The 24,366-nt window shown below is 34.4% G+C and carries 23 protein-coding genes; 8 read left to right on the top strand and 15 right to left on the bottom strand.

All coding sequences use genetic code 11. The features are described from left to right. Positions 1 to 33: 33 nt before the first annotated feature. On the bottom strand, positions 34 to 759 hold the full coding sequence (locus B4N66_RS12530) for a TIGR00730 family Rossman fold protein (RefSeq protein WP_291095184.1): 726 nt from the start codon (positions 757 to 759) through the stop codon (positions 34 to 36). Between the two features lie 30 nt (positions 760 to 789). Beyond that, complete coding sequence (gene uvrA / locus B4N66_RS12535; protein WP_291095185.1) at positions 790 to 3,621, bottom strand: excinuclease ABC subunit UvrA; 2,832 nt, start codon at positions 3,619 to 3,621, stop codon at positions 790 to 792. A gap of 107 nt (positions 3,622 to 3,728) precedes the next feature. Here uvrA and B4N66_RS12540 point away from each other — a divergent pair, with 107 nt between their 5' ends. After that, the gene (locus B4N66_RS12540) at positions 3,729 to 4,250 is read left to right on the top strand and encodes a hypothetical protein (RefSeq protein ID WP_291095303.1); all 522 of its coding nucleotides are present in this window, start codon (positions 3,729 to 3,731) and stop codon (positions 4,248 to 4,250) included. A 58-nt stretch (positions 4,251 to 4,308) separates the two neighbouring features. On the opposite strand, the gene B4N66_RS12545 is transcribed toward B4N66_RS12540, so the two are convergent. The 4 genes from B4N66_RS12545 to B4N66_RS12560 form a co-directional block, all read right to left on the bottom strand. Further along, positions 4,309 to 5,265, bottom strand: coding sequence for a Fic family protein (locus tag B4N66_RS12545; RefSeq protein WP_291095186.1), 957 nt, complete (start codon positions 5,263 to 5,265; stop codon positions 4,309 to 4,311). A 61-nt stretch (positions 5,266 to 5,326) separates the two neighbouring features. Further along, positions 5,327 to 7,141, bottom strand: a complete 1,815-nt coding sequence (locus tag B4N66_RS12550; RefSeq protein ID WP_291095187.1) for a chloride channel protein — start codon at positions 7,139 to 7,141, stop codon at positions 5,327 to 5,329. Positions 7,142 to 7,178: 37 nt separating this feature from the next. Continuing rightward, the gene (gene ggt, locus B4N66_RS12555; protein ID WP_291095188.1) at positions 7,179 to 8,861 is read right to left on the bottom strand and encodes a gamma-glutamyltransferase; all 1,683 of its coding nucleotides are present in this window, start codon (positions 8,859 to 8,861) and stop codon (positions 7,179 to 7,181) included. Then, positions 8,858 to 9,442 (bottom strand): ACP phosphodiesterase, encoded by a 585-nt coding sequence (locus B4N66_RS12560; RefSeq protein ID WP_291095304.1) that lies wholly within the window; start codon positions 9,440 to 9,442, stop codon positions 8,858 to 8,860. The genes ggt and B4N66_RS12560 overlap by 4 nt, the downstream gene beginning before the upstream one ends. A gap of 119 nt (positions 9,443 to 9,561) precedes the next feature. Here B4N66_RS12560 and glmM point away from each other — a divergent pair, with 119 nt between their 5' ends. Continuing rightward, positions 9,562 to 10,959 (top strand): phosphoglucosamine mutase, encoded by a 1,398-nt coding sequence (gene glmM, locus B4N66_RS12565; RefSeq protein WP_291095189.1) that lies wholly within the window; start codon positions 9,562 to 9,564, stop codon positions 10,957 to 10,959. A gap of 1 nt (position 10,960) precedes the next feature. Beyond that, complete coding sequence (gene def, locus B4N66_RS12570; protein ID WP_291095190.1) at positions 10,961 to 11,608, top strand: peptide deformylase; 648 nt, start codon at positions 10,961 to 10,963, stop codon at positions 11,606 to 11,608. Here the strand turns inward: def and B4N66_RS12575 are convergent. Together B4N66_RS12575 and B4N66_RS12580 are read right to left on the bottom strand one after the other, a co-directional pair. Beyond that, positions 11,605 to 12,012: a 5-fold beta-flower protein gene (locus B4N66_RS12575; RefSeq protein ID WP_291095191.1), complete on the bottom strand. Its 408-nt coding sequence runs from the start codon at positions 12,010 to 12,012 to the stop codon at positions 11,605 to 11,607. The genes def and B4N66_RS12575 overlap by 4 nt on opposite strands. Before the next feature lie 5 nt (positions 12,013 to 12,017). Further along, positions 12,018 to 12,947 (bottom strand): TolB family protein, encoded by a 930-nt coding sequence (locus B4N66_RS12580; RefSeq protein ID WP_291095192.1) that lies wholly within the window; start codon positions 12,945 to 12,947, stop codon positions 12,018 to 12,020. Between the two features lie 145 nt (positions 12,948 to 13,092). Between B4N66_RS12580 and B4N66_RS12585 the strand changes: the two genes are divergently transcribed. After that, positions 13,093 to 14,574, top strand: coding sequence for an aminotransferase class V-fold PLP-dependent enzyme (locus tag B4N66_RS12585; protein ID WP_291095193.1), 1,482 nt, complete (start codon positions 13,093 to 13,095; stop codon positions 14,572 to 14,574). 1 nt (position 14,575) lies between these two features. Here the strand turns inward: B4N66_RS12585 and B4N66_RS12590 are convergent, their stop codons facing one another. Then, the gene (locus B4N66_RS12590; RefSeq protein ID WP_291095194.1) at positions 14,576 to 15,445 is read right to left on the bottom strand and encodes a lysophospholipid acyltransferase family protein; all 870 of its coding nucleotides are present in this window, start codon (positions 15,443 to 15,445) and stop codon (positions 14,576 to 14,578) included. Between the two features lie 103 nt (positions 15,446 to 15,548). On the opposite strand from B4N66_RS12590, the gene B4N66_RS12595 reads away from it, so the two are divergent. Both B4N66_RS12595 and B4N66_RS12600 read left to right on the top strand, forming a co-directional pair. Continuing rightward, positions 15,549 to 16,190, top strand: a complete 642-nt coding sequence (locus B4N66_RS12595) for a rhomboid family intramembrane serine protease (RefSeq protein ID WP_291095195.1) — start codon at positions 15,549 to 15,551, stop codon at positions 16,188 to 16,190. A gap of 57 nt (positions 16,191 to 16,247) precedes the next feature. After that, positions 16,248 to 16,934: an SIMPL domain-containing protein gene (locus tag B4N66_RS12600; protein ID WP_291095196.1), complete on the top strand. Its 687-nt coding sequence runs from the start codon at positions 16,248 to 16,250 to the stop codon at positions 16,932 to 16,934. 63 nt (positions 16,935 to 16,997) lie between these two features. Here the strand turns inward: B4N66_RS12600 and B4N66_RS12605 are convergent, their stop codons facing one another. Genes B4N66_RS12605 through purB form a run of 3 tightly spaced genes read right to left on the bottom strand, consistent with a single transcriptional unit; the run spans position 16,998 to position 20,875 of the window. After that, entirely contained in the window at positions 16,998 to 18,869 is a 1,872-nt protein-coding gene (locus tag B4N66_RS12605) for a monovalent cation:proton antiporter-2 (CPA2) family protein (protein ID WP_291095197.1), read from the bottom strand. Then, positions 18,862 to 19,473, bottom strand: coding sequence for an NAD(P)H-dependent oxidoreductase (locus B4N66_RS12610; RefSeq protein ID WP_291095198.1), 612 nt, complete (start codon positions 19,471 to 19,473; stop codon positions 18,862 to 18,864). The genes B4N66_RS12605 and B4N66_RS12610 overlap by 8 nt, the downstream gene beginning before the upstream one ends. 55 nt (positions 19,474 to 19,528) lie before the next feature. After that, a complete protein-coding gene (gene purB / locus B4N66_RS12615; RefSeq protein ID WP_291095199.1) occupies positions 19,529 to 20,875 on the bottom strand; it encodes an adenylosuccinate lyase in 1,347 nt (448 codons plus the stop codon). 173 nt (positions 20,876 to 21,048) lie between these two features. Here purB and B4N66_RS12620 point away from each other — a divergent pair, with 173 nt between their 5' ends. Then, positions 21,049 to 21,453: a hypothetical protein gene (locus B4N66_RS12620; RefSeq protein WP_291095200.1), complete on the top strand. Its 405-nt coding sequence runs from the start codon at positions 21,049 to 21,051 to the stop codon at positions 21,451 to 21,453. Here the strand turns inward: B4N66_RS12620 and B4N66_RS12625 are convergent, their stop codons facing one another. The 3 genes from B4N66_RS12625 to B4N66_RS12635 are packed head-to-tail and all read right to left on the bottom strand — an operon-like array spanning position 21,454 to position 23,520. Continuing rightward, positions 21,454 to 22,143: an SIR2 family NAD-dependent protein deacylase gene (locus B4N66_RS12625; RefSeq protein ID WP_291095201.1), complete on the bottom strand. Its 690-nt coding sequence runs from the start codon at positions 22,141 to 22,143 to the stop codon at positions 21,454 to 21,456. A gap of 49 nt (positions 22,144 to 22,192) precedes the next feature. Then, the gene (locus B4N66_RS12630; protein WP_291095202.1) at positions 22,193 to 22,990 is read right to left on the bottom strand and encodes an anti-sigma factor; all 798 of its coding nucleotides are present in this window, start codon (positions 22,988 to 22,990) and stop codon (positions 22,193 to 22,195) included. Further along, positions 22,987 to 23,520 carry an RNA polymerase sigma factor gene (locus B4N66_RS12635; protein WP_291095203.1) on the bottom strand — a complete coding sequence of 178 codons (534 nt, stop codon included), beginning with the start codon at positions 23,518 to 23,520 and terminating at the stop codon, positions 22,987 to 22,989. Before B4N66_RS12635 ends, B4N66_RS12630 begins: the two co-directional genes overlap by 4 nt. A gap of 56 nt (positions 23,521 to 23,576) precedes the next feature. Here B4N66_RS12635 and B4N66_RS12640 point away from each other — a divergent pair, with 56 nt between their 5' ends. Beyond that, the gene (locus B4N66_RS12640; protein ID WP_291095204.1) at positions 23,577 to 24,242 is read left to right on the top strand and encodes a TrmH family RNA methyltransferase; all 666 of its coding nucleotides are present in this window, start codon (positions 23,577 to 23,579) and stop codon (positions 24,240 to 24,242) included. Positions 24,243 to 24,366 lie beyond the last annotated feature (124 nt).

Genomic DNA, 24,366 nt, shown 5'->3' on the forward strand with positions numbered 1-24,366 from the left:
CAGATTCAATTGAAATTTGCGGTTTTTTTATGTTTAGAAATTCGGACTCAAATTGTACTTTTTGTAGAATGCATCGAGCACTTCAACTACTTCATCTTCGGTATCAACTAATTTGATTAGGTTCATATCATCCGGACTTGCATTTTTCTGCTTGTCAATCATTACATTTTTTATCCAATCTAATAAACCTGACCAATATTCTGTTCCCACCAAAATAATTGGAAATTTACCAATTTTTTTGGTTTGGATTAAGGTGATGGCTTCAAACAATTCATCCAATGTCCCAAATCCGCCGGGCATTACTACAAATCCTTGCGAATATTTGACAAACATTACTTTTCGAACGAAGAAATAATCAAAATTCAAATTTTTATCTTTATCAATATATGGATTAAAATGTTGCTCAAAAGGCAATTCAATATTTAATCCAACCGAAGTTCCTTCGCCTCGATGAGCTCCTTTATTTCCTGCTTCCATAATTCCCGGACCACCGCCGGTTATTACACCATAACCTGCTTTACTAATTTTATATGCTACACTTTCGGCTAATTCATAATATTTTTCGCCCGGTTTTGTTCTCGCAGATCCAAAAATGGATACACACGGACCAATTCTGGCCATACTCTCGTAACCATTTACAAATTCGGACATGATTTTAAAAATCGCCCAAGAATCATTTGTTCTTATTTCATTCCAGTTTTTCTGTTTGAATTTAGCCTGGATTCTATCATCTTCATTTTCGTAATTATGTACTGACATTTTCTTCTATTTTTTAATTAAACAAACGTGCTAAAGTAATTCTTTTTTTAGAAATTGGGCTGTGAAGCTTTTTTTGTTTTTCACAATTTCTTCCGGAGTTCCTTTGCAAATGATTTCTCCGCCGCCTTTTCCGCCTTCTAAACCAATATCGATAATATGGTCGGCCAACTTGATAACATCCATATTATGTTCAATAACCAGCACGGTATTTCCTTTATCTACTAATTTTGTGATGACTTCCATCAACACACGAATATCTTCAAAGTGCAAGCCCGTCGTGGGTTCGTCTAAAATGTAAAAGGTATTTCCCGTATCTTTTTTAGATAATTCAGTAGCCAATTTAATTCGTTGAGCTTCTCCACCTGAAAGCGTTGTACTTTGCTGGCCTAATGTAATATAGCCTAATCCAACATCTTGAATTGTTTTTACTTTTCGATATATTTTCGGAATGTTTTCAAAGAATTCAACCGCTTCATCAACTGTCATATTCAACACATCAGAAATCGATTTTCCCTTAAAACGAATTTCTAAAGTTTCTCGGTTAAAACGTTTTCCCATACACGTTTCACATTCCACATAAACATCCGGCAAGAAACTCATTTCGATGGTTCGAACACCGGAACCTTCGCAGGTTTCACATCTTCCGCCATTTACATTAAAACTAAAACGTCCGGCTTTGTATCCGCGAATCATTGCTTCCGGAGTTTGCGTAAACAGACTTCTGATTTCCGAAAAAACATCGGTGTAAGTAGCAGGATTGCTTCGTGGAGTTCTTCCAATCGGACTTTGGTCGATGTCGATGACTTTATCAATATGTTCCAAACCTTCAATTTTTTTGAATGGTTGTGGTTTTTTTACAGCATTAAAAAAGTGTTCGTTCAGAATAGGATAGAGGGTTTCATTGATTAAAGTAGATTTTCCGCTGCCTGAAACTCCGGTTACACAAATTAGTTTTCCCAAAGGAAATTCTGTCGTAACATTTTTTAAATTATTTCCTGTTGCTCCTGATAATTTCAGGACTTTTCCGTTTCCTTCACGACGTTTTTTGGGAATTTCAATTTTCATCTTCCCACTCATATACTGAGCCGTCATCGTGTTTTCTAACAACAATTGCTTTGGAGTTCCTTCGCTGATGATTCTTCCGCCAAAACGTCCGGCTTTCGGACCAATATCGATGACCCAATCGGCACGTTCAATCATATCTTTATCGTGTTCGACTACTAAAACAGAGTTGCCAATATCGCGAAGATTTTCTAACGAATTAATCAAACGTTCGTTATCTCGCTGATGCAATCCAATGCTTGGCTCATCCAAAATATATAAAACACCAACCAATTGCGAACCAATTTGGGTGGCTAACCGAATCCGTTGTGCTTCACCACCGGAAAGTGACTTAGAACTTCGATTTAACGATAAATAATTCAAACCAACATCCAACAAAAATTGTAATCGAGCTTTGATTTCTTTGGAAACTTCAATGGCGATGGCTTTTTGTTTGTCGGATAAATTTTCGTCTAAACTGATAAACCAATTTGCTAATTCCGAAATATCCATTTGCGATAAATCGGCGATATTTTTATCGTTTATTTTAAAATATAATGCTTCTTTTTTTAATCGAGAACCGTGACAATTCGGGCATTCAATTTCATCCATAAATTCTTTTGCCCAACGTTTGATGGATGTTGAACTGCTTTCGTCAAATTGATTCTTAATGAAATTAGAAATTCCTTCAAATTCAATTTTATATTCTTTGGTGATTCCTAATGTTTTTGATTGAACTGAAAATTTTTCTTTTCCGCCATTCAAAATCATTTCCATTGCTTCGGTTGAAATACTATCAACTGAATCGGTTAATTTAAAACCATATTTTTCGCCAATCGTTTCCAATTGTTTAAAAATCCAATTCGATTTATATTCGCCAAGCGGAGCAAAACCACCTTGTTTTATTGTTAATTTTGGGTTGGGAATAATTTTTTTCAAATTAATTTCGTTCACTGTACCCAATCCATTGCAATGATCGCAAGCACCTTTGGGCGAATTGAACGAAAAATTATTTGGTTCCGGATTCGGATACGAAATTCCCGATGTCGGACACATTAACGTTCGACTGAAAAACCGAACTTCATTACTTTCGTGTTCAATCACCATCATTACATCATCTCCGTGATGCATCGCTGTTTTGATGCTATCGGCTAAACGTTTATCAGTATTTTCATCTTCATCAATTTGCATTCTGTCAATGACAATTTCGATGTCGTGGGTTTTGTATCGATCCAATTTCATTCCGGCTGTGATGTCAACAATTTCGCCATTCACACGAACTTTTACAAATCCTTGTTTGGCAATTTGCTGAAATAATTCGGCATAATGACCTTTACGTGAACGAATGACCGGAGCCAAAATATTGATGCGTTTTCCTTTGAAATTTTCAATAATCAATTCTTTGATTTGCTCATCAGAATAGGAAACCATTTTTTCGCCGGTGTTATAACTGTAAGCATCGGCGGCACGAGCAAATAACAAACGCAAGAAATCATAAATTTCAGTAATGGTTCCAACCGTTGAACGTGGACTTTTGCTGGTCGTTTTTTGTTCGATAGCAATTACAGGAGAAAGTCCGTCAATTTTATCGACATCCGGACGTTCTAATCCGCCTAAGAATTGTCGGGCATACGCCGAAAAAGTTTCGATGTATCGTCGCTGTCCTTCCGCATAAATAGTATCAAAAGCCAACGATGATTTTCCCGAACCTGAAAGTCCGGTAATGACCACCAATTTTTCTCTTGGAATGGATACGTCAATGTTCTTAAGGTTGTGAACCCGAGCTCCTAAAATTTCAATCGTTTCGTCTGGTTGTTGCATAATTTTTTGGCAAAACGCAAAGTTACGATTTTAACAGCAAGATTTATACAGACAGATAAGAAGAATTTGTTAAACAATTTCTATTTTTGAAAAAATTAAAAGACGATATGAAAATACTAGGAATTGGTTCCAGAATTAAACATCCGGAACACGGAGCAGGAGTAGTTACAAACGTTACGGCCAAACATTATTGGGTAACTTTTATCGAAAGCGGATTAGAAACCATTGATGTTGACAGCGAATTTGAAGTTATTGAAGCCTTGGAAGACGAAGTAGATTCAGTAAGTTTTTATGAAGTGGAAAGAACCTTGAAAAATCTACTGCAAAAATGGTCTGATGTTTCGCAAATTGTTCCGATTGCCGATAAATGGAAAGGCGGAAAACTAATTATGGAACCGGGAACGGCAACGCAAAACAAGGAAGTGCCAATTGACACTTTTTTCCATAAAATTATTATGGTTCGAGATCGTTTGAGAGTGATGGAACAAAAAGTAAACGCAAGTAACCTCGACCCATCCGAAAAAGTTGATTTGCAACAATATATTACAAGAATTTACGGTAGTTTAACTACATTTAATGTGTTGTTTAAAAGCACGAATGATTATTTTGTGGGAGAGAAGAGTAAATAGTCTCAGTTTACAGTCTCAGTTGGCAGGATTTGCTGCTAACTGAGACTGCGACTGAAAACTACCTCATCCGTTTTCTATTCGCCATGTATTCTTCAATAGCTTTTTTGGTGGTAAACCAATTTCTACCTTCTTTATGAGCATCAATTTTTCCTTGACGGGCTAATAAACTGATGTATTCTTGTCCGTATGGCAATTCATTTGGTTCGCTAACTATGTTGGAAATTTCCTGAAAATCATAATCATTATCTGGTAATGAACTTATATAGATGTTCAGCGTTCTTTCCAAAGCTTGACTCATCAACAAAATTAATTTTTGATAGTTACCGGAATTGGCTTGATTGAGTGCTTCGTAATATTTCTTTCGGTCATTTTTTAAAATGATAGCGGGAGGAAAACCTTTCCGCATTAGCAATAAATTCATGGCTAAACGAACTGTTCTTCCATTTCCATCAAAAAAGGGATGAATCCAAACTAATTTATGATGAAAAACGGTCGCCAATTCAATATCATTCAAACCAAGTGGATTTGTATTGACAAAATCAATTAATTCATCCAACAAGTCTGAAACTTTATTTGCATTGGGCGGAACAAAATTGGCTCCGGTAATACGAACACCACCATTTCTGATTCTTCCTGCAAATTCATCTTCAATCATTCGCAAAACTAATTCGTGTAATGATAAAATATCAATGCTCCGTAAAGTATAACTTTCATCAACCAAAGAATATAAATAGTCAATTGCTTTTTCATGATTTTTGGCTTCAAAATGTTCTCGAAGCGATTTGCCTTTTACGGTAATTCCTTCCTGCAAAACCATTTGAGTTTCACGCAAAGTCAATGTGTTTCCTTCAATACTGTTGGAATTATATGTCCATTCAATAGTCAACGATTCTTTGATTTTTTGCAATGCAATGGTAGGAAGCGGTCTGCTTTGTTTTAAAACAGTCAGCTTTTCATACAATCGTTCAAAAGTTGATTGAAATTCTGGGCGGTATGATGTATCAATTTTCCACATAACGCCACAAATATACAATTATCGGTAGGATAAAAAAATAAATCTATCCGATATTAAGAAATTATTCAATAATCATGTTCTTCAATCGAATTCGATAAGCTTCTAAAATTGAAGTTTTTGATAACAAACCAATTACTTGATTATTTTTTAAAACCGGAAGAAAATCTTCTTCAGTACGATCAAATTTCTCCATGATGGTATCCATGATTTCATCATAATTAATTTGTTCCTTCGCAGGACGCATGATTTCTTGAATTTTTGTATATTTTACTTTATAAGAATTGAAAATATAAGCACGGATATCTTCAAAATAGACCATACCAATCAATTCATTTTTATCATTTACTATCGGGAAAACAGATTGATTATGAGAAGAAATTTTCGCTACTAATTCTTCCAATGAATTTGATAATTTCAACGTTTGAATATTAGTTTGAATGAGATTGGAAGGTGTAATGCCGGAAAGAATATTTCTATCTCGATCATCGGTAAATACATCGCCTTTGGCTGCCAGATTTTTTATATCAAAAGAATACGGTTCATACCTTTTGGAAATAGCAAAGCTAATGGATGAAACCACCATCAACGGCACCATTAAACTATATCCACTTGTAATTTCTGCAATTAGAAATATAGCAGTCAGCGGAGCATGGAACAGTCCACTCAGAATTCCTGCCATACCAACCAGTGTAAAATTACTTACTGGAAGTTTAAATCCGATTTGGTTAAAAAATGTAGCAATAACAAATCCCAAATAAGAACCCACAAATAGGGAAGGAGCAAAGTTTCCGCCGTTTCCACCACTTCCAATGGTGATACTTGTGGCATACACTTTAATTAACATAGTCGCTCCCACAAAAAGGAGTAAAATCCAAATATTATCTTTAAAACCTTGGAGTACTGTATTATCTAAAATTTGTTGCGGATTGGTATTGGCGAGCATTTTTATACTTTCATATCCTTCGCCAAACAACGTAGGGAAAAAGAAAATCAAAATAGCTAATAGAAAAGCTCCGTACAATGCTTTTCGTATGGGTTTGAGTTTTGATTTTTCAAAATGATGTTCAATTTTTCTAAAAGTTCGGGCATAATTTATGGAAACAAAGCCTGAAACTACTCCCAACAAAATATAAAAAGGTAAGTTATGATAATCAAAATCCAATTGTTTGCTGAACGTGAATAAAATTTCATCTTTCAACAAAACAGCCGAAACTATTGCTCCGGTTGCAGACGAAATCATGATGGGAATAAATGCTGTGATGCTCACATCCATCAATACAACTTCAATTGCAAAAAGAACTCCTGCAATTGGAGCGTTAAACGCAGCAGCAATTCCGGCAGCCACACCACAAGCCAAAAGCAACGTTCGGTCTTTGTAACTCAGACGGTAATTTTGGGCAAAATTGCTTCCAAAAGCAGCTCCTGTAATGGTGATAGGCGATTCTAATCCGGCCGATCCACCCATACCAACCGTAAGTGAACTGGTTATAATCTGTGCGTACATCTGCTTTTTAGGCATGATGCCTGACTTTTTTGCAACGGCATACATAATTTGAGAAGTACCTTTTTCGATGGAACCATCCAATACTTTTTTTACCACAAAAGCGGTTAGCACAATTCCAATGATGGGAAGCGTACTGTTACTGTACGGCAAGTGAAAAATGGAATCGATGTATTGTGCAAAAATGTAAACCCAGTGTGCAAATGTTTTTAAAACAATTACAGCCAAAGCAGACGAAACTCCTACCAAAAAACAGGCTAGATAAATAAATTGTCTGGGGGAAAGAAATGATTTTAGATAAAAAATAAATCCTTCCAGTCTTCTGAAGTTCTTTCTGAAAAATGTTTTAAAGATTGATTTTTTTTCGTTTGGCATGAAAATTCGGTTTTAAACCGCTAAGATAAAACTAAAATTAAAAACCAACTGCTTTATCGTCGCCTCTTTTGTCTGCTCCACCTTCATATTTTCCGTCGGGTAGAACTAAAATGGCATCGACTTTTCCAAGAATTGGAGTGGCTTCTTCGTTGATGAGATAATTTTTCTTCTTTAACGATTGAAGAATTTCTTTAGAAAAACTTTCCGGTTCAAAAATCACTTCATCCGGTAGCCATTGATGATGAAAACGAGGAGCATTCACAGCTTCTTGCATGCTCATTTCAAATGCAGCAACATTTAAAAAAGTTTGTAAAACGGAAGTTATAATGGTTGAACCGCCCGGAGTTCCTAAAATCATAAAAAGTTTTCCGTCTTTTTCTATAATGGTGGGAGTCATCGAACTCAACATTCTTTTTTGAGGAGCAATGCTATTGGCTTCGGAACCAGTTAAACCAAACATATTTGGTATGCCGGGTTTTGCTGAAAAATCATCCATTTCATTGTTTAAGAAAAAGCCCAACTCATCGCAATACAATTTTGAACCATACGCATCATTAATTGTAGTGGTGGCAGAAACTGCATTGCCAAATTGATCAATAATTGAATAATGAGTGGTTTCCATGCTTTCCGAAAATTGAACGTTTCCTTTTGAAACATCACTTGATTTGGTCGCTTCATCAAATGAAAAATTACTCATTCGGCTTTTCAAATACACATCATCCAATAGTTCTTTACTCGGAATTTTTACAAAATCAGGATCACCTAAATAATGATTCCGGTCGGCATAAGCTCTTCGTTCGGCTTCCACCAAAAGTTGAATGTACTTTTCCGAATTATGTTGCAATGTATGTACGTCATACGGTTCAATCATTTTTAAAATCTGACCCAATGTAATTCCGCCGCTGCTGGGTGGAGCCATCGAAGTTACTTTGTAATTTTTATAATCAATTGAAATTGGATCACGCCAAACCGCTTGATATTTTTCTAAATCTTCTAACGTTATAATTCCGCCTTTGGTTTGAATGTACATAACTAATTTCTTAGCTGTTTCACCTTTATAAAATTCATCTCGACCATTTTTGGCAATTTGTTCTAATGTATTGGCTAAAGCAAAGTATCGAATTGTGTCATTTTCCTTGTATGATTTTGAAAATAGCGATTCATTTCCGTTTACTTTAATAATTGCATTTCGATAATAGTTCAATCGTTCTTCTTGCTTTTTGGTTACGATAACTCCTTTTTTTGCTAATTCAATTACCGGTTTTAAAATAGTTTCTATCGGAAGCGTTCCAAATTTTTCATGCACAGCAAAAACGCCAGCAATAGTTCCGGGAATGCCAGTACTTTTGGCAGATTCGGTGCTCATTCCGCTTACGACATCTCCTTTTTCATCTAAAAACATACTTGAAGTAGCGGCTAATGGAGCTTTTTCGCGGTAATCTAAACTCCCAGTTTCACCGGAAAATTTTCTAAAAACCATGAATCCGCCTCCGCCAATATTTCCTGCGTATGGATAGGCAACTGCCAAAGCTAATTCAGTAGCAATCATTGCATCAAACGCATTTCCGCCTTGTTTCATGATTTCTACACCTATTTGAGATGCTTCTTGACGGGCAGAAACTACCATCGCTTTTTCGGTTACTAATCCTGTTGGAATAGTTGTTTGCTCCGATTTGCATCCCATTAAAATCAATAAAAAAAGTAATGAAATAGTTCTCATAAAGTAGCTAATTTTTCTTGGCAATGGATTTGTAATTCTTCAAAAAAGGCAGTGAATTCTTCTTCAAATTCCGTATAAAATTCTTGTAATTCGTTTATTGAAAGATGCATATCAACTCGGTTTTTTGTGCGATGGTCCATTTGAAATAAAATCATCGATAAACCTTCAATTGAGGCATAACTCACCAACCAATTTCGGGCAATCATATAAGGCATCATTCCTTTGGTTCTTTCGGTTAAGATGTCATAATGACTTCGCAAATTTTCATAAAAATCGTTCGCCACTTTCTCTAAAGGCTGATTGGAGTAGTTGCCCCAATTCTTAGCCAAAAAATGATCGTAAAAAATATCGATAATTACACCCGAATAATGTCCGTATTTTTCATGCAAACGATGCTTACTCTTCCTAAAAATGGGATGAGCATCAGTAAACGTATCAATGGCTCTGTGCAAAATAATTCCTTTTTGAACTTCCGGAGGATAATTCAAATAATCGTTGCCACGAATGCCATCGGCCATAAAATTTCCGATTTGAAGCAGTTCGTTGTCACCGGAAAGATAGATGTGAGCTAAAAAATTCATTTGCCTAAAGTAGGAATTAATTCTTGAAAAATTGAATTTTAAATCACTTTTAGATACTTTCATTTCTATATCTTTGTGATTAAATTTTATAAAATTTAGAAATTCAATTCAAATATAGTATGACATTAATTAAATCAATTTCAGGAATCAGAGGAACAATTGGCGGAAAAGTTGGTGATAATCTCACTCCGGTTGATGCAGTAAAATTTGCTTCGGCTTACGGAACATTTTTAAAAAACTCGCAATCCGCAACCCGTAACTCGAAACTTAAAGTCGTAATCGGCCGTGATGCCCGAATTTCCGGTCCAATGATTCATAATTTAGTGATGAACACATTGATTGGTTTAGGTATTGATGTAATTGATTTAGGGCTTTCAACTACGCCAACAGTTGAAATTGCAGTTCCATTGGAAAAAGCGGATGGTGGAATTATTTTAACCGCTTCGCACAATCCAAAACAATGGAATGCATTGAAATTATTGAATGAAAAAGGTGAATTTTTAAATGGTGCGGAAGGTGTAAAGATTTTAGAAATTGCTGAAAGTGAAGCATTTGATTTTTCCGATGTAGATAGTTTAGGTGAAGTTACTGTGAATGATGCCTACATGGATATTCACATTGATGAAGTGTTGAATTTGCCTTTGGTGGATGCTGAAGCCGTTGCCAAACGTAAATTTAAAGTGGTGGTTGATGGTGTAAATTCTTCGGGCGGAATCATTATTCCAAATTTGTTAGAACAAATGGGTGTGGAAGTCGTGAAATTATACTGTGAACCAAACGGACATTTTCCTCACAATCCGGAACCTTTGAAAGAACATTTAGGGGATATTTGCGAATTGGTTGTAAAGGAAAAAGCCGATTTCGGAATTGTAGTTGATCCGGATGTTGATCGTTTGGCTTTTATTTCAAATGATGGCGAAATGTTTGGCGAAGAATATACTTTGGTGGCAGTTGCTGATTATGTGTTGAGTAAAACTCCCGGAAATACAGTTTCTAACATGTCATCGTCAAGAGCTTTACGTGATATTACGGAAAAACACAACGGTAAATACCAAGCCAGTGCTGTTGGTGAAGTAAATGTGGTGGAATTGATGAAATCAACGAATGCTATTATTGGTGGAGAAGGAAACGGAGGAATCATTTATCCTGAGTCGCATTATGGTCGTGATAGTTTGGTAGGTGTGGCTTTGTTTTTGACGCATTTAGCGAATTTAGATGTTACGGTGGCTGAACTTCGTGCTTCCTATCCACAATATTATATGAGCAAAAACAAAATTGAATTGACTCCCGAAATTGATGTGGATGCCATTTTGGTTGCGATGACAGCTAAATATGCTCACGAACAAATTTCGACCATTGATGGGGTGAAAATTGATTTTGCAAACGAATGGGTTCACTTACGAAAATCGAATACAGAGCCTATAATTAGAATTTATACGGAAGCTCCAACGCAACAAGCAGCAGATGCATTGGCTTTGCGAATTATTGATGAAATTAAAGCCGTTATTTCAAAATAAAATGAAAAAATCTATTCTGGTTTCTTTTTTATTGATTTCGATTGTGACTTTTTCTCAAAAGTTCACTAAAGAAGAACGTGATTTTATTTTGGAAGCCGATTCAACCCAAATGTTCAAAGTAATTCAGATAACTGAACCCAATGAATTGAAAATTTTGAAAGCAGTTTCAACCGATGTGAATCCTAAAGATAAATTAATTCCGATTGTAGCAAAACGAATGCTTTTGGCAATGCAAAATCCTGAAAATCCCGGAATTGGTATTGCCGCTCCGCAAGTTGGGATTAATAGAAATTTATTTTGGGTGCAGCGATTAGACAAACCCGGCGAACCGTTTGAATTTTATATTAATACGAAAATTGTTTGGCGTTCCGATTTGTTGCGAAAAGGAATGGAAGGGTGTCTCTCTATTCCCGAAGACCGAGGAGATGTATATCGAAATTATACCATCAAAGTCACTTATTTTGATTTAAAAGGAAATTTTAAAGAAGAAATAGTGGAAGGTTTTACAGCCGTTATTTTTCAACACGAAGAAGATCATTTAAACGGAATTTTGTTTACCGATAGAATTAGTGAACAAACCAATTGGGATGTTCAATCGATTAATAATGATGTGAATTTATTTTTGAAAAAGAAATTGAGACGCAACTAATTTTCAAATTTAAAAAAGAAAAACACCACAGCAGCCCATTCTTTTCTGACTCCTTTAGCATAGCCAATAGTAGAATAATTGTTGTTTTGAACGGTTCCATCATCCTTGATGTAGCCTAAAGTGGAATAGTTGTTATTTTGAACCGTTCCGTTTTCTTTCACATAACCAACAGTAGAATAATTATTGTTTTGAATGGTTCCGTCGTTTTTGATGTAACCAATTGTTGAATAATTGCTGTTCTGAATTGTTCCGTTTTCTTTGATGTAGGCAACCGTTCTGTAATTTCTGTCCTGAATAGTTCCGTCGTTTTTAATATAGCCGGTTGTACCGTAATTGTTGTTTTGAATGGTTTGAGCATTACAAAATCCAAAACACATTAAGAAAAGTAAAATAGAGAATTTCATCAACTTTATTTTTTTTCGATTATTTCTTTCAACGAAACTTTATAAATTCTACTCAATCCATTTTGATACTTTTGAATTTCAGATTCAAATTCTTTTAAGTTTTGAAAGGATTTTGTGGTTGGAAGACTTCTTTTACTTGTAAAATATAATGTTTGTGTGAAAGCATCATAAAACGGACAATAATCCATACTTTCAGAATTGAATTCCTTCAAGTTGAATGATTTTTTCCAATTGCCATCATTATCTTTAAAACTAATATATAAATCGCCACTTCCCAAACCATCAGGCGAACCATAAATTGTATAAATCAAGAACGTTTCATCAGGAGAAATGTATGCATTGAATTCATACCCTTTACTATTAATGCTTTCATCTAAACGAATCGGATTTTCATAATTTTTTCCATTCCAAACACTCATGAAAATATCATCTTTTCCCATTGATTTATCAGAATCAGAGGTGTAATAAAGGTTTTTGTTGTTTGCCACGGTGGGATAAAATTCATCGGCAGTAGTGTTTATCGGACTTCCAACATTGATAGGAGCAGACCATTCACTTTTATTGTTTTTTCGTTCCACATACCAAATATCAAAATCTTTTGGCTCTCCATTTTCAGTCAGAGGTCGATTGGAAGCAAAATAAAGTTTCAATCCATCGATTGATAAAAAAGGTTCTAAATCTCTATATTTTCCGGTAAATGAAACTAATTCCGGTTTGCTCCATTGGTCTTTTACTTTTTTCATAAATGCAATGGCTGATAATTTTTCATTCGGACTCACTATTGAAAAGTAAGCTTCGTTTTGATTGGAAGAAATCGTAAAATCTCTTACGTGATGGTAGTTTGAAAGGAATTCAAAAGCCGGTTCAACCGAAATATTATTTTGCGATGAAGCAATTGAAGAAATGAAAAAAATAAAAAGCAGATATTTTGCCATCTTACGAAAATTTAAAAGCACTATTCAAATATACTTTAATAGAAGAATAAAAAATCGACATTTTAATTATTTTAACAATACAAGCCATTTTTCATATTCGATAGAATTTACCAAAAAAATGTATCTTTGTCAAAACTCTTTTGTTATGATTACTACGGAAATGACAACACAATTGGAATTGTATTTTCAACAATTTCGTGAAAATATAATCGGAATCAATCAGGAATTTGTTTCGCCTTTTGGCAAGCAAAAAATGGTTTATACTGATTGGACCGCCAGTGGAAGGTTATATCGTCCGATTGAAGAAAAATTGATGAATGAGTTTGGTCCGTATGTTGCTAACACACACACTGAAACAACGATTTCAGGAACGGCGATGACGATGGCTTATCATCAAGCGAGAAACATCATCAAAAAGCACGTGAATGCTAATGAAAATGATGTGTTGATTACCGATGGAACAGGAATGACAGGAGTTGTGAATAAATTTCAACGAATTTTAGGTTTACGTGTTTCTGAAAATCTAAAAGAGTTTACCGAAATTCCAAAAGCAATTAAACCAATTGTGTTTATTTCGCACATGGAACATCATTCCAATCAAACTTCCTGGCTGGAAACAATTGCTGATGTTGTCTTGATTCCTGCTGACTCAGAAGGGCTTTTTTGTATAAATGAATTTAAAAAATTAGTTGAACAATACAGCGATAGAAGTTTTAAAATTGCCTCAATAACTTCTTGCTCTAACGTTACCGGAATTAAAACACCGTATCACGAAGTAGCTAAAATAATGCACCAAAATAATGGTGTTTGTTTCGTTGATTTTGCTTGTTCCGGACCTTATGTTGAGATTGATATGCATCCGGATAATGAGGGTTATTTAGATGCTATTTTCTTTTCTCCACATAAATTTTTAGGCGGACCGGGAACTTCAGGAGTTTTGGTTTTTAATAAAAATTTATACAAAAATAATGTTCCGGATTGTCCCGGAGGAGGAACTGTTTCTTGGACTAATCCGTGGGGCGGACATAAATACATCGACAATATTGAAGATAGAGAAGATGGTGGTACTCCTGGTTTTTTACAAGTTATTAAAACCGCTTTAGCTATTCAGTTAAAGGAAAAAATGGGTATTCAAAATATTCTTGATCGCGAGCATGAGTTGGTTGATTATGTTTTTGAACAACTTGAAAATGTTGAAAATTTATCCATCTTAGCCAATCAACATAAAGATCGATTGGGTGTGATTTCGTTTTACATAAAAGATTTACATTTTAATTTAGGGGTTAAAATTCTAAATGATAAATTTGGAATTCAAACCCGCGGCGGTTGCAGCTGTGCAGGTACTTATGGACATTATTTGCTTCATGTGGACGAAGAAACATCCAATGAATTGGTTTGTCAAATTTCATCAGGAGATTTAATCAAAAAACCGGGTTGGATTAGAATGTCTATTCATCCAACCACCACAACGGAAGAAATTAAATTTGTTTGTGAAAGTATCAAACAATTAGCCGAAAATCATATAACTTGGGCTGAGGATTATTTGTACGATGGAAAAACAAATAACTTCCGTCATAAAAATGATTTGGTTTTAGAAAAAGAGATGGTCAAAGGCTGGTTTCTTTGATCTATTTTATGAGTTTAAATCGTTTGTGCGTCCACAAATAATATTCCGGAGCTTCTAAAATAAGATCTTCCAACTTTTTCATGAATAAATCTGTTAACTCATAATCAGGCACACTTTTTGGATTATCCGAGAGAATTTCTAACTCGGCCTCATAAAAACCACGTTTTATTTTTCTAATTCGCATAAAAACGATATTCATGTCAAATCGTTTCGAAAGCATTTCGGCTCCCGTTTGAAGTGGGGTTGAAGTTCCAAAAAAAATACCCCAATGAAATGCTTTTGTTGGTTTTGGAGATTGATCACTGGCAAAACCATAAATCCCTAAATGTCCTTTTTTAAAGTTTTCTTCGATGGTTGGAATCGTTTCTTTGGTTGTAATTAAAGTTGCACCAAATTTTGATCGTATGTCACGCACCAATTTATCAAAATAACTATTTGCAATTTTCTTATAAATGGCATAACCTTGAAAACTAAAACTTTTATTCATCGAAATCGACCATTCATAACTGGCGTAATGTCCAGTCATGATAGCTATGCTTTTTCCTTTTGTTTCTAATTCTTTGATTACTTCGATGTTTTTGGTAATGAAACGCTTATTCATTTCTTTATCTGAAATGGTTAGTGTTTTAATCATTTCTAAAAACAAATCACACAAATGATGATATGATTTTTTTTCAATAACCAAACGCTCTTTATCGGTCAAATGAGGTAATGAAATTAAAAGATTTTTTCGTACAGTATTTTTTCTATATCCAACAATGTAATACATAATTACGAATAAAAAGTCTGATAATAAATACAATAATCGAAAAGGAAGCATGGAAATCATCCAAAGCAGGGGGTAAATCAGAATAAAAGCGATGAATTGCATGCTAAAAATTTTTGCAAATATACAGCAATTTCCAGTTTTATAAATCAAGGTTTAACAAATGGTAAAGAAACAATTGTTATTTTTACAGTTCTAAAAATTTAGTATGAGTATTGCCTTAATTGTCATTATCGTTGCCAATGCTTTAATTAGTTTTAAAGCATTTGATGATCAGTTTTTTTTCAGAAAATATGAGTTTCACATTGGTAGCATTCGTTCGGGTGAACATCTTCGAATGATTACGTCTGCTTTTTTACATGTGGATATTGGTCATTTAGCTTTTAACATGTTAACCTTGTATTTTTTTGCACCAACAGTCATTGCTTTTTTAGGAGTACCTTCGTTTTTAATGGTTTATTTTGGAAGTTTGCTGTGTGGGAGCTTATTGACTTTGCAATTTCATAAAAATGAGTATCATTACCGTGCAGTAGGAGCTTCTGGAGCTGTGACAGGGATTTTGTATGCAGCTATATTGCTTAGACCGGATATGAATTTGTATTTGTTTTTTATCCCAATTCCAATTCCGGCTTATATTTTTGGAATTGGCTATTTGCTTTATTCTATTTATGGAATGAAATCCAGAAAAGACAACATCGGTCATACAGCACATTTTGGCGGAGCGATTGGAGGCTATTTGATTACACTTTCCAAAGAACCGCAAATGCTAACAGAAAATACGTTGATGGTAATTCTTTTGGCAATTCCGATTATTATTCTTTTTGTCTTGACTAAAATGGGAAAAATTTAAAGAGAATAAATTTTGGCATACAAATTGAAATAGACCTTTAAAATAAATCAAAACAAAATGAAAAAGTCAATTATTATCTTATTAACGTTAGTCGCTACGTCAATGAATGCACAAGAAAACAAACTAGTTCCACAGATTTCCGTTTCCGGAGAAGGAAAAGTAAAAGTTGCTCCAGACCAAGTTGTCATCAATTTAGGTGTTCAAAACACTGGTAAAGATGCAGCGGAAGTAAAAAAAATGAACGATGAAACAGTGGATAAAGTGGTGAAGTATATCAAAAAATTTGGAATTGCAACTTCCGATTTTCAAACCACTAATGTGAGCTTGTATAAATCGTATGATTATGAAAAAAAGAAACATAATTTTCAAGCTTCACAATCCATCACAATTACTTTAAAAGATATCAAAAAATATGATGAATTAATGATGGGATTGGTTGATACAGGAATTAATAACATCAATGGTATTGAATTCAAATCATCTAAATTAGAAGAGCATAAAGTTACGGCAAGAAAACAAGCTGTTTTGGATGCGAAGAAAAAAGCCGAAGATTTTGCTTCGGCCTTAAATCAAAAAGTAGGAAAAGCAATCTTGATTACGGATAATTCTCAACCGATGTATCAACCACCAATGTACAGAAATGTGATGATGAAAGCAGAAGCAATGGATTCTTCACAAGAAACACTGGCCATAGGAGAAATTGAGATTATAACCAACATAAATGTTAGTTTTCTTTTAGAATAACTAATTAAAAATTAAATTTAAAAACCACGAATTCAATTGAGTTCGTGGTTTTTTTATGTAAAATTATTCAGAAATTTGTTTTTTCAAAAGTTCACTATCCCACGCATGATCTGAGGCAGAAAAATTGATATGTAAATCATTTTTAAGCAACTGTTCTTGCATTTCAATTTCATCTTTCACGGTGGCTAAATAAGCCATTTTATCGTGTCGTTTAGCAGCTAACTTTCGAATGGCTGCTTCATCATATTTGATAAATCGCTGTCCTTGACGTGTGGCAGAATATTTTCTGTGTCCCAATTGAGTCAAGGCATCAACACCCAAATGAACAGCGGTATAAAGTGTTTCACGATAAATTTTATCAACACCATGATCAATTAATTCATAGGCATCCACACGATTTCTGGCTCGGGTTAAAATATTTAAATGTGGAAAATGTTTACGTAAAATTTCAACCACACTCAGATTCACTTCAGGATTATCAATGGCGGCAATGAATATTTTGGCATCCTCGGCACCGGCTGCTTTTAATAATTCTAAACGAGTGGCATCGCCATAATATACTTTAAAACCCATTTTACGAAGTAAATCAACGCGATCTGAATCATTATCTAAAATAGTTGCACTTACTCCATTGGCACGTAATAAACGTCCAATCGTGCTTCCGAAGTGTCCAAAACCGGCAATGATGACTTCGTTATGTTCATCAATCTCATCATGTTTTCTATTATCTTTTTCTTTTACTCCAAAATAAGGATCAATCCATTTTTCATTAATTAAAAGTAAAAAAGGAGTCGAAAGCATACTCAATGCAATAATCGCCATCATTTGATTGGCTAATATGTTTGGTAAAATATTCAATTGCATCGAAAAGCTAAGAATTACAAAACCAAATTCACCGGCTTGACTTAATCCAAACGAAAACAATAAGTTTTGGTCATTACTTTTTTTATAAAATTTCCCAATTCCGAAAAGCACAAAAAACTTAACCGCAGTAAAAATTGCTCCAAATACTAGAATAAAAATCGGATTATCAATAATTAATTTAAAATTAATGGAAGCTCCAACACCAATAAAAAATAAACCTAACAATAATCCTTTAAACGGAGCAATGTCGCCTTCTAATTCATGTCGGAATTCAGAATTGGCTAATACAACTCCGGCCAAAAATGCACCAAGAGCAGGGCTTAATCCCACCAATTGCATCAAATAGGAAACGGCTACAACCAATAATAAAGCAGATGCTGTGAACAATTCTTGCAAACGAGTTTTTGCAACCATTCTAAGAACCGGAATTACTATCAATCTTCCGCTAAAATATACTGCAATAATTGTCGCAGCAACTATAAGTGTCTGAATCCAAGCATCAAAATCGGATATTAATGAGGAATGTAAATTCTCTGCTTCAACAGTACTTCCTGAAACCATTAGCGGAATAATCGCTAAAATTGGAATCACTGCAATGTCTTGAAAAAGTAAAACGGCAAAAGAAGATCTTCCCATCGAAGTTTGTGAAAGTCCTTTTTCTTTTAAAGTTTGTAAAACTATAGCTGTCGAAGAAAGTGAAAGTGCCAAGGCTATCACAACTGTTGTCTGCCAAGACCAATCTAAAAATAGTTGGCAAAGTATAAATATGACAATTGCACTTCCAATTAATTGCATAGAACCCATTCCAAGGATGAATTTTCGCATCTTCCAGAATTTATAGGGATCAAGTTCTAATCCGATAAGGAATAACATCATAACCACACCAAACTCTGCAAAGTGCATGATGTCTTCGCCTTCGTTACCAATGAATCCTAAAACAAACGGACCGATAAAAATTCCGGCAAAAAGATAGCCTAAAATGGAACTTAATCCCAATTTCTTAGCTATCGGAACACAAACAATGGCCGAAGTTAAATAGATGATGGCTTGTATAAAAAATCCGTTATCCATTTGATTTTATTTTTAAAAACCATTCATTCATGTAGAAATTACGATTGATTTCTTCGGAATTGATTTCGTTTTTGGTTAAAAAAAGTAATAATTCAGCATAGGTTTTAGCATGATTAAAAACTTCTTCTTCGTTCATTTTATGCGTACCGTGCACAACAAAAGGTGGCAAATAATTCATTTTGCAAACTTTTGCGGTTTGATTAAAAGGCTCTAATAGTTCAGGAATTGAGAAACGGTCTTTTCCCGTTGCACAATAGTTTTCCTTAGCTCCGCCGGTAGTTATTACTTGAAAAATTGATTTTCCGTTTAAGGCATTTCCGTTTTTACCGTAAGCCCAATCGTATTCTAAAACCATATCAATCCATTGTTTTAGTAATGGTGGACAACTATACCAATACATGGGATGATGCCATATAATAATATCGTGTTTTTCCAATAAATTTTGCTCGTGTTTTACATTGATATCAAATTCAGGATATTCTTCATACAAATCATGAAAAGTAATGTGGTTTGAAAAAGGGATATGACGAACGAGCTCCTGATTGACAAACGATTTTTCAAACAGGGGATGAGCAAATAGAATTAAAATTTTGTTTTGTGGCATGCTTTAAATCTACAGCTTTTTTTTGTAAAATGAGGTTTGTTTTTTTAAAATAAAACTAGATTCCTAAATAATTGGCTGGTGTAATTTGCAGTAATTCGGCTTTTATATCTTCAGAAATGGCTAACGTTTGAATGAATTCATGAATTGTTTTTTGGTTCATCACTTCATTGGTTCTAGTCAGACCTTTCAATGCTTCATACGGATTTGGATAACCTTCTCTTCGCAAGATAGTTTGAATTGCTTCGGCTACAACTGCCCAATTTCGTTCTAAATCTTCTTCTAATTTGGATTGGTTTAAAAGCAATTTACCTAATCCTTTCAAAGTGGCTTCAAAACCAATTAAAGTATGTCCGATAGGCACACCGATATTACGTAAAACCGTGCTATCAGTTAAATCGCGTTGCAAACGAGAAAGCGGTAATTTGGCTGAAAGATGTTCAAAAATAGCATTGGCAATACCTAAATTTCCTTCTGAATTTTCAAAATCAATTGGGTTTACTTTATGTGGCATGGCCGATGAACCAATTTCGCCTGCTTTAATTTTTTGTTTGAAATAATCCATCGAAACATACGTCCAAATATCTCTATCTAAATCGATTAAAATGGTATTGATTCTTTTTAAACAATCAAAATAAGCTGCAATATGATCGTAATGTTCTATTTGTGTGGTTGGGAAAGAATGATGAAGTCCTAATGTATCTTCCACAAAAGAAGTTCCGAATTTTTTCCAATCAATTTGCGGATAAGCTACGTGATGAGCATTATAATTTCCGGTTGCACCACCAAATTTTGCTGCAAACGGAATGTTGAATAACTGACGCATTTGTTCTTCTAAACGTTCTACAAAAACACTAAATTCTTTTCCTAAGCGGGTAGGAGAGGCAGGCTGCCCGTGTGTACGTGCAAGCATTGGAACATCTCTCCATTCCTGACTCAAGTCTTTTAATTTTGAAATGACATTGACTAAAAGTGGTAAATATACTTTTTCAAAACTCTCTTTCACAGAAAGCGGAATCGCTGTATTATTGATGTCTTGTGACGTTAACCCAAAATGAATAAATTCTTTGTGATTTTCTAAACCTAATTTGTCAAATCCATTTTTGATAAAATATTCAACTGCTTTTACATCGTGATTGGTCGTTTTTTCAATTTCTTTGATGGATAAAGCATCTTCAGTAGAAAAGTTACGATACAAATCTCTCAATTTTTCAAAAACACTTGCATCCACCGATTTTAATTGTGGTAGAGGAATTTGACAAAGAGCAATAAAATATTCAATTTCAACCAAAACTCTGTATTTTATTAGAGCTTCTTCTGAAAAGTAAGCTGCTAACGAAACGGTTTTATTGCGGTATCTTCCGTCTATTGGAGAAATGGCGTTAAGTTCATTTAAAGGATGCATAGTAGTTGTGTTGTTGGGTTGATTTTTCGAATTTATCAGGTTTTTTCGAACTGCAAATATAGTTTTTCTAGTCAAGAAAAGGAAATGAAAAAGTTTGTTAGATTCTATGTTTTTTTATAAAATTATAGTATTATTGCAATTGCAATTTAGATTAATTAAAAATAAAAAAAAACATGAAGAGAGGTTTAGAACTTTTGATTGTTGTATTAAGTATCATTTTAGGTTTATTTTTTATCTACAAAGGTTTAAATAAACATTTTTTATCACCTTGTAAAGTGTATGATGAAACTAGTACAATTCCGTTAGTATATCAGCAGGTTATTACCGGAATGTGTCAATCAGGGATGTTAAAAGTGGTTGGTTTTTTTCAGATTTTGTCTGGAATTTTGTTGCTTATTCCAAGAACCAGATTAGTAGGAGCAATTGTTTTATTACCTATTATATTCAATATTTTTATTCTTCATTTGTTTTTGGATAACCGACCTGAAGAATTAGTTGAAACAGGAATTCCATTAGCTTTTACACTTGTAATTATAGGATTTTATTACAAAGTTTGGAAGAATATTTTCTTAAAATAATTATTTCAATAGCAATAATCGATCTTTCAGCTTCATTATTCCTTCTGAACCGGAAAGCGGAATTATTTCTAACGAATTTGCTAATTGAACCACACTTGCCGGTTTTGGATCAATATAGAAAACAGGAGTTTCAGCCTTTGTATAATGCATGATTCCGGCTGCCGGATATACTTGTAATGAAGTTCCGATTACGATAAAAATATCAGCTTGCTCTGCCAAATCAATAGCTTCTTCAATAGCAGGAACATCTTCGCCAAACCAAACAATATGGGGTCGCATTTGGTTTCCGTTAGGATCTTTATGAGCAGTGGTTAAATCGTCACTCCAATCCAAAATATAATTTTCATCTTTTGTGCTCCTGACTTTTAATAATTCGCCATGCAAGTGTAAAACCTTAGTGCTTCCTGCTTTTTCATGCAAATTATCTACGTTTTGAGTGATGATATGCACATCAAAATGTTTTTCTAATTCGGCTAAAATATAATGTCCTTGATTGGGTTGAACCTCATGCAACTGCTTTCTTCTTTTATTGTAAAAATCTAAAACAAGTTCTGGATTGTTATTCCAACCCAGTGGAGAAGCTACTTCCATGATGTCATGACCTTCCCAAAGTCCGTCAGCATCACGAAAGGTTTTGATGCCACTTTCTGCACTAATTCCGGCTCCACTTAAAACTACTAATTTTTTCATAAGCAAAAAGAAACCCTCTCAATGTGAAAGGGTTTTGATTTATATATTTTTAAACTTTTCCTAAGGTGTACAACTGTTCTAAAGTTGGACTTACACTTCCGCCTGCGGGTTCTAATGTGATACCGAAGGCTTCGGCTTCTACGACATTGTCAACCGGGAACAGACGTTTGTTATCTCCTTTAAAGTCATCCAAAAGACCAATGCTTAATGGAGTTAAAGGGTTTAATTTTAAAGCCCAGACTTGATAGACATAACCTTCCGGTGGTTCAGGTAATCCGGCTCCATCGATATAAACCGTTTGTGTTTCTTGATTCCAATATACTTTAGCAAAAGAGGTTGGCGAAACTTCTTGACCGGCTAAAGGCACAATCGTATTTTTTGGATCTCTAACCAATGCCAAAGCTTCTTCGTTTGCTTTGTTTTTCAATTCCAAATCAACAACGGCTTCTTGTAATTTGCCTTTTTCTTTTTCGATGTTAGCAATAGCTTCTTTTTTACCTTCCACTTGCTGATATAAATAACCGCCTCCCACAAGGAAAACAATTGCTGCCGCCCATCCGAGATACTGACTGATGCCCGATTTTGGTTTTACTTCCGGTTTTAAATCGACTACTTTGGTTTCGCTACCAAAAATTTGTTGTTTGATGGCTTCATAATTTTTGCCGGACAAACGAGGAGCAACGCTTCCTGATAAATAAACCATTGCGTTTTCTATCTCAATAATTTCCGCTCGAATTTCCGCATGTTGTTTGGCCATTTTAACGACCTCTTCAACTTCGGAGTCGTTTAATTTACCGTAGACATACAATTCCAGAATTCCTGATTCTATATATTCTTGTGTACTCATGATACTTGTAATAAGTTTCTTAATTCGTTAATACAGTTTCTGTTTTGTGTTTTAACGGTTCCTAACGGAATTTCAAGTTCGTCTGACGCTTCTTGTTGGGTGTAGCCTTTAAAGAATAATAAGTCGATAATCTTAATGCATTTAGGTTTTAGTTTTTTAACAAATTCTTGAATTCCGATGGAATCAATCTTATTGTTCATTCTTGTGTTATCGTCAAGTAGATGTACGAAATTATCTGCCGATAGGTTTTTTTGACTGTTATTAAATCCTTTTGAGCGAAGCTTATCAATAGAACTATTTCTGGCTATATTGACAATCCAAGTATAAAACCTGCCTTTGTCTTCACTATAAGAATCGATATTTTTCCATATTTTTACAAATACATCTTGCAAAACATCTTCAGCTTCTTCACGGTCTTTAATCAGGTTGCTGATTACACCAAAGAGACTTTTTGAGTACATGTCATACAAAAGTGTGAAGGCCCTATCATCTTTTTTGTAAATTAGGGGCAATAATTCTTCTTGTGTCATACCTTTTTTTTTGATGTAGCCAAGATAATAACTTAAGAGTTAAAAACCAATTTTGTATGAATGAAAAGTTAACTACGATTGAATACCTTGCTTATTTAGAAGGTTTTTTGACCGAAAGCAGAAAATCAAAGTTTTTAGAAGTATTACAATTTAGAACAAAACATTTTACCGTAGCCATTGAAGATGTGTTTCAAATGCATAACACAAGTGCCGTTATGCGGAGTTGTGATGTTTTTGGAATTCAGGAACTTCATGTGGTTGAACAGAAATTTGGTAAAAGTATTGATGCAGAAATTGCCATGGGAGCTCAAAAATGGGTAGATGTAAATCAATATCAAACGAATCAATCGTGCATAAATGCTTTGAAAGAAAAAGGATATCAAATTGTGGCCACTTCTCCTCATAATGATTCATACTTGTTGGATGATTTTGATGTTTCTAAAAAATCGGCATTATTTTTTGGAACGGAAAGAGATGGTTTATCAGAAGATGTAATGGCTCAAGCCGATTGTTTTTTGAAAATTCCGATGGTAGGATTTTCTGAAAGTTTGAATATTTCGGTTGCGGCAGCGATTATTTTGCAAAATTTGACAAATCGATTACGGAATTCTGAGTTGAATTGGAAATTGAGTGATGAGGAAATTTTTTTGAAACGAATTGATTGGGCTAGAAAATCGATTAAGGATATTGATAGGATTGAGGAGAGGTTTTTGGAGGGGTGAGAGTTGCGGGTTGCGGGTTTCGGGTTTCGGATTTTCTGTGGATTCTGTGTTTTCTGTGAGAAATTTTTTTAGCCGGTTTTTGTTTCCAAGTAGGCGATTTGTTTACTTTTTAGCCCCGATAGTA

This window comes from Flavobacterium sp. UBA2787, from assembly GCA_002352205.1.
Classification (GTDB): domain Bacteria; phylum Bacteroidota; class Bacteroidia; order Flavobacteriales; family Flavobacteriaceae; genus Flavobacterium.

Excerpts from the sequence above, each read along its gene's own strand:
- B4N66_RS12550 (WP_291095187.1), bottom strand. The coding sequence starts at position 7,141 with ATGCCAAACGAAAAAAAATCAATCTTTAAAACATTTTTCAGAAAGAAC.
- B4N66_RS12630 (WP_291095202.1), bottom strand. The coding sequence starts at position 22,990 with ATGAGTACACAAGAATATATAGAATCAGGAATTCTGGAATTGTATGTC.
- def (WP_291095190.1), top strand. The coding sequence starts at position 10,961 with ATGAAAAAATCTATTCTGGTTTCTTTTTTATTGATTTCGATTGTGACT.
- B4N66_RS12585 (WP_291095193.1), top strand. The coding sequence starts at position 13,093 with ATGATTACTACGGAAATGACAACACAATTGGAATTGTATTTTCAACAA.
- B4N66_RS12600 (WP_291095196.1), top strand. The coding sequence starts at position 16,248 with ATGAAAAAGTCAATTATTATCTTATTAACGTTAGTCGCTACGTCAATG.
- B4N66_RS12545 (WP_291095186.1), bottom strand. The coding sequence starts at position 5,265 with ATGTGGAAAATTGATACATCATACCGCCCAGAATTTCAATCAACTTTT.
- B4N66_RS12605 (WP_291095197.1), bottom strand. The coding sequence starts at position 18,869 with ATGGATAACGGATTTTTTATACAAGCCATCATCTATTTAACTTCGGCC.
- uvrA (WP_291095185.1), bottom strand. The coding sequence starts at position 3,621 with ATGCAACAACCAGACGAAACGATTGAAATTTTAGGAGCTCGGGTTCAC.
- glmM (WP_291095189.1), top strand. The coding sequence starts at position 9,562 with ATGACATTAATTAAATCAATTTCAGGAATCAGAGGAACAATTGGCGGA.
- B4N66_RS12625 (WP_291095201.1), bottom strand. The coding sequence starts at position 22,143 with ATGAAAAAATTAGTAGTTTTAAGTGGAGCCGGAATTAGTGCAGAAAGT.
- B4N66_RS12575 (WP_291095191.1), bottom strand. The coding sequence starts at position 12,012 with ATGAAATTCTCTATTTTACTTTTCTTAATGTGTTTTGGATTTTGTAAT.
- B4N66_RS12530 (WP_291095184.1), bottom strand. The coding sequence starts at position 759 with ATGTCAGTACATAATTACGAAAATGAAGATGATAGAATCCAGGCTAAA.
- ggt (WP_291095188.1), bottom strand. The coding sequence starts at position 8,861 with ATGAGAACTATTTCATTACTTTTTTTATTGATTTTAATGGGATGCAAA.
- purB (WP_291095199.1), bottom strand. The coding sequence starts at position 20,875 with ATGCATCCTTTAAATGAACTTAACGCCATTTCTCCAATAGACGGAAGA.
- B4N66_RS12560 (WP_291095304.1), bottom strand. The coding sequence starts at position 9,442 with ATGAATTTTTTAGCTCACATCTATCTTTCCGGTGACAACGAACTGCTT.
- B4N66_RS12595 (WP_291095195.1), top strand. The coding sequence starts at position 15,549 with ATGAGTATTGCCTTAATTGTCATTATCGTTGCCAATGCTTTAATTAGT.
- B4N66_RS12540 (WP_291095303.1), top strand. The coding sequence starts at position 3,729 with ATGAAAATACTAGGAATTGGTTCCAGAATTAAACATCCGGAACACGGA.
- B4N66_RS12590 (WP_291095194.1), bottom strand. The coding sequence starts at position 15,445 with ATGCAATTCATCGCTTTTATTCTGATTTACCCCCTGCTTTGGATGATT.
- B4N66_RS12620 (WP_291095200.1), top strand. The coding sequence starts at position 21,049 with ATGAAGAGAGGTTTAGAACTTTTGATTGTTGTATTAAGTATCATTTTA.
- B4N66_RS12635 (WP_291095203.1), bottom strand. The coding sequence starts at position 23,520 with ATGACACAAGAAGAATTATTGCCCCTAATTTACAAAAAAGATGATAGG.
- B4N66_RS12580 (WP_291095192.1), bottom strand. The coding sequence starts at position 12,947 with ATGGCAAAATATCTGCTTTTTATTTTTTTCATTTCTTCAATTGCTTCA.
- B4N66_RS12640 (WP_291095204.1), top strand. The coding sequence starts at position 23,577 with ATGAATGAAAAGTTAACTACGATTGAATACCTTGCTTATTTAGAAGGT.
- B4N66_RS12610 (WP_291095198.1), bottom strand. The coding sequence starts at position 19,473 with ATGCCACAAAACAAAATTTTAATTCTATTTGCTCATCCCCTGTTTGAA.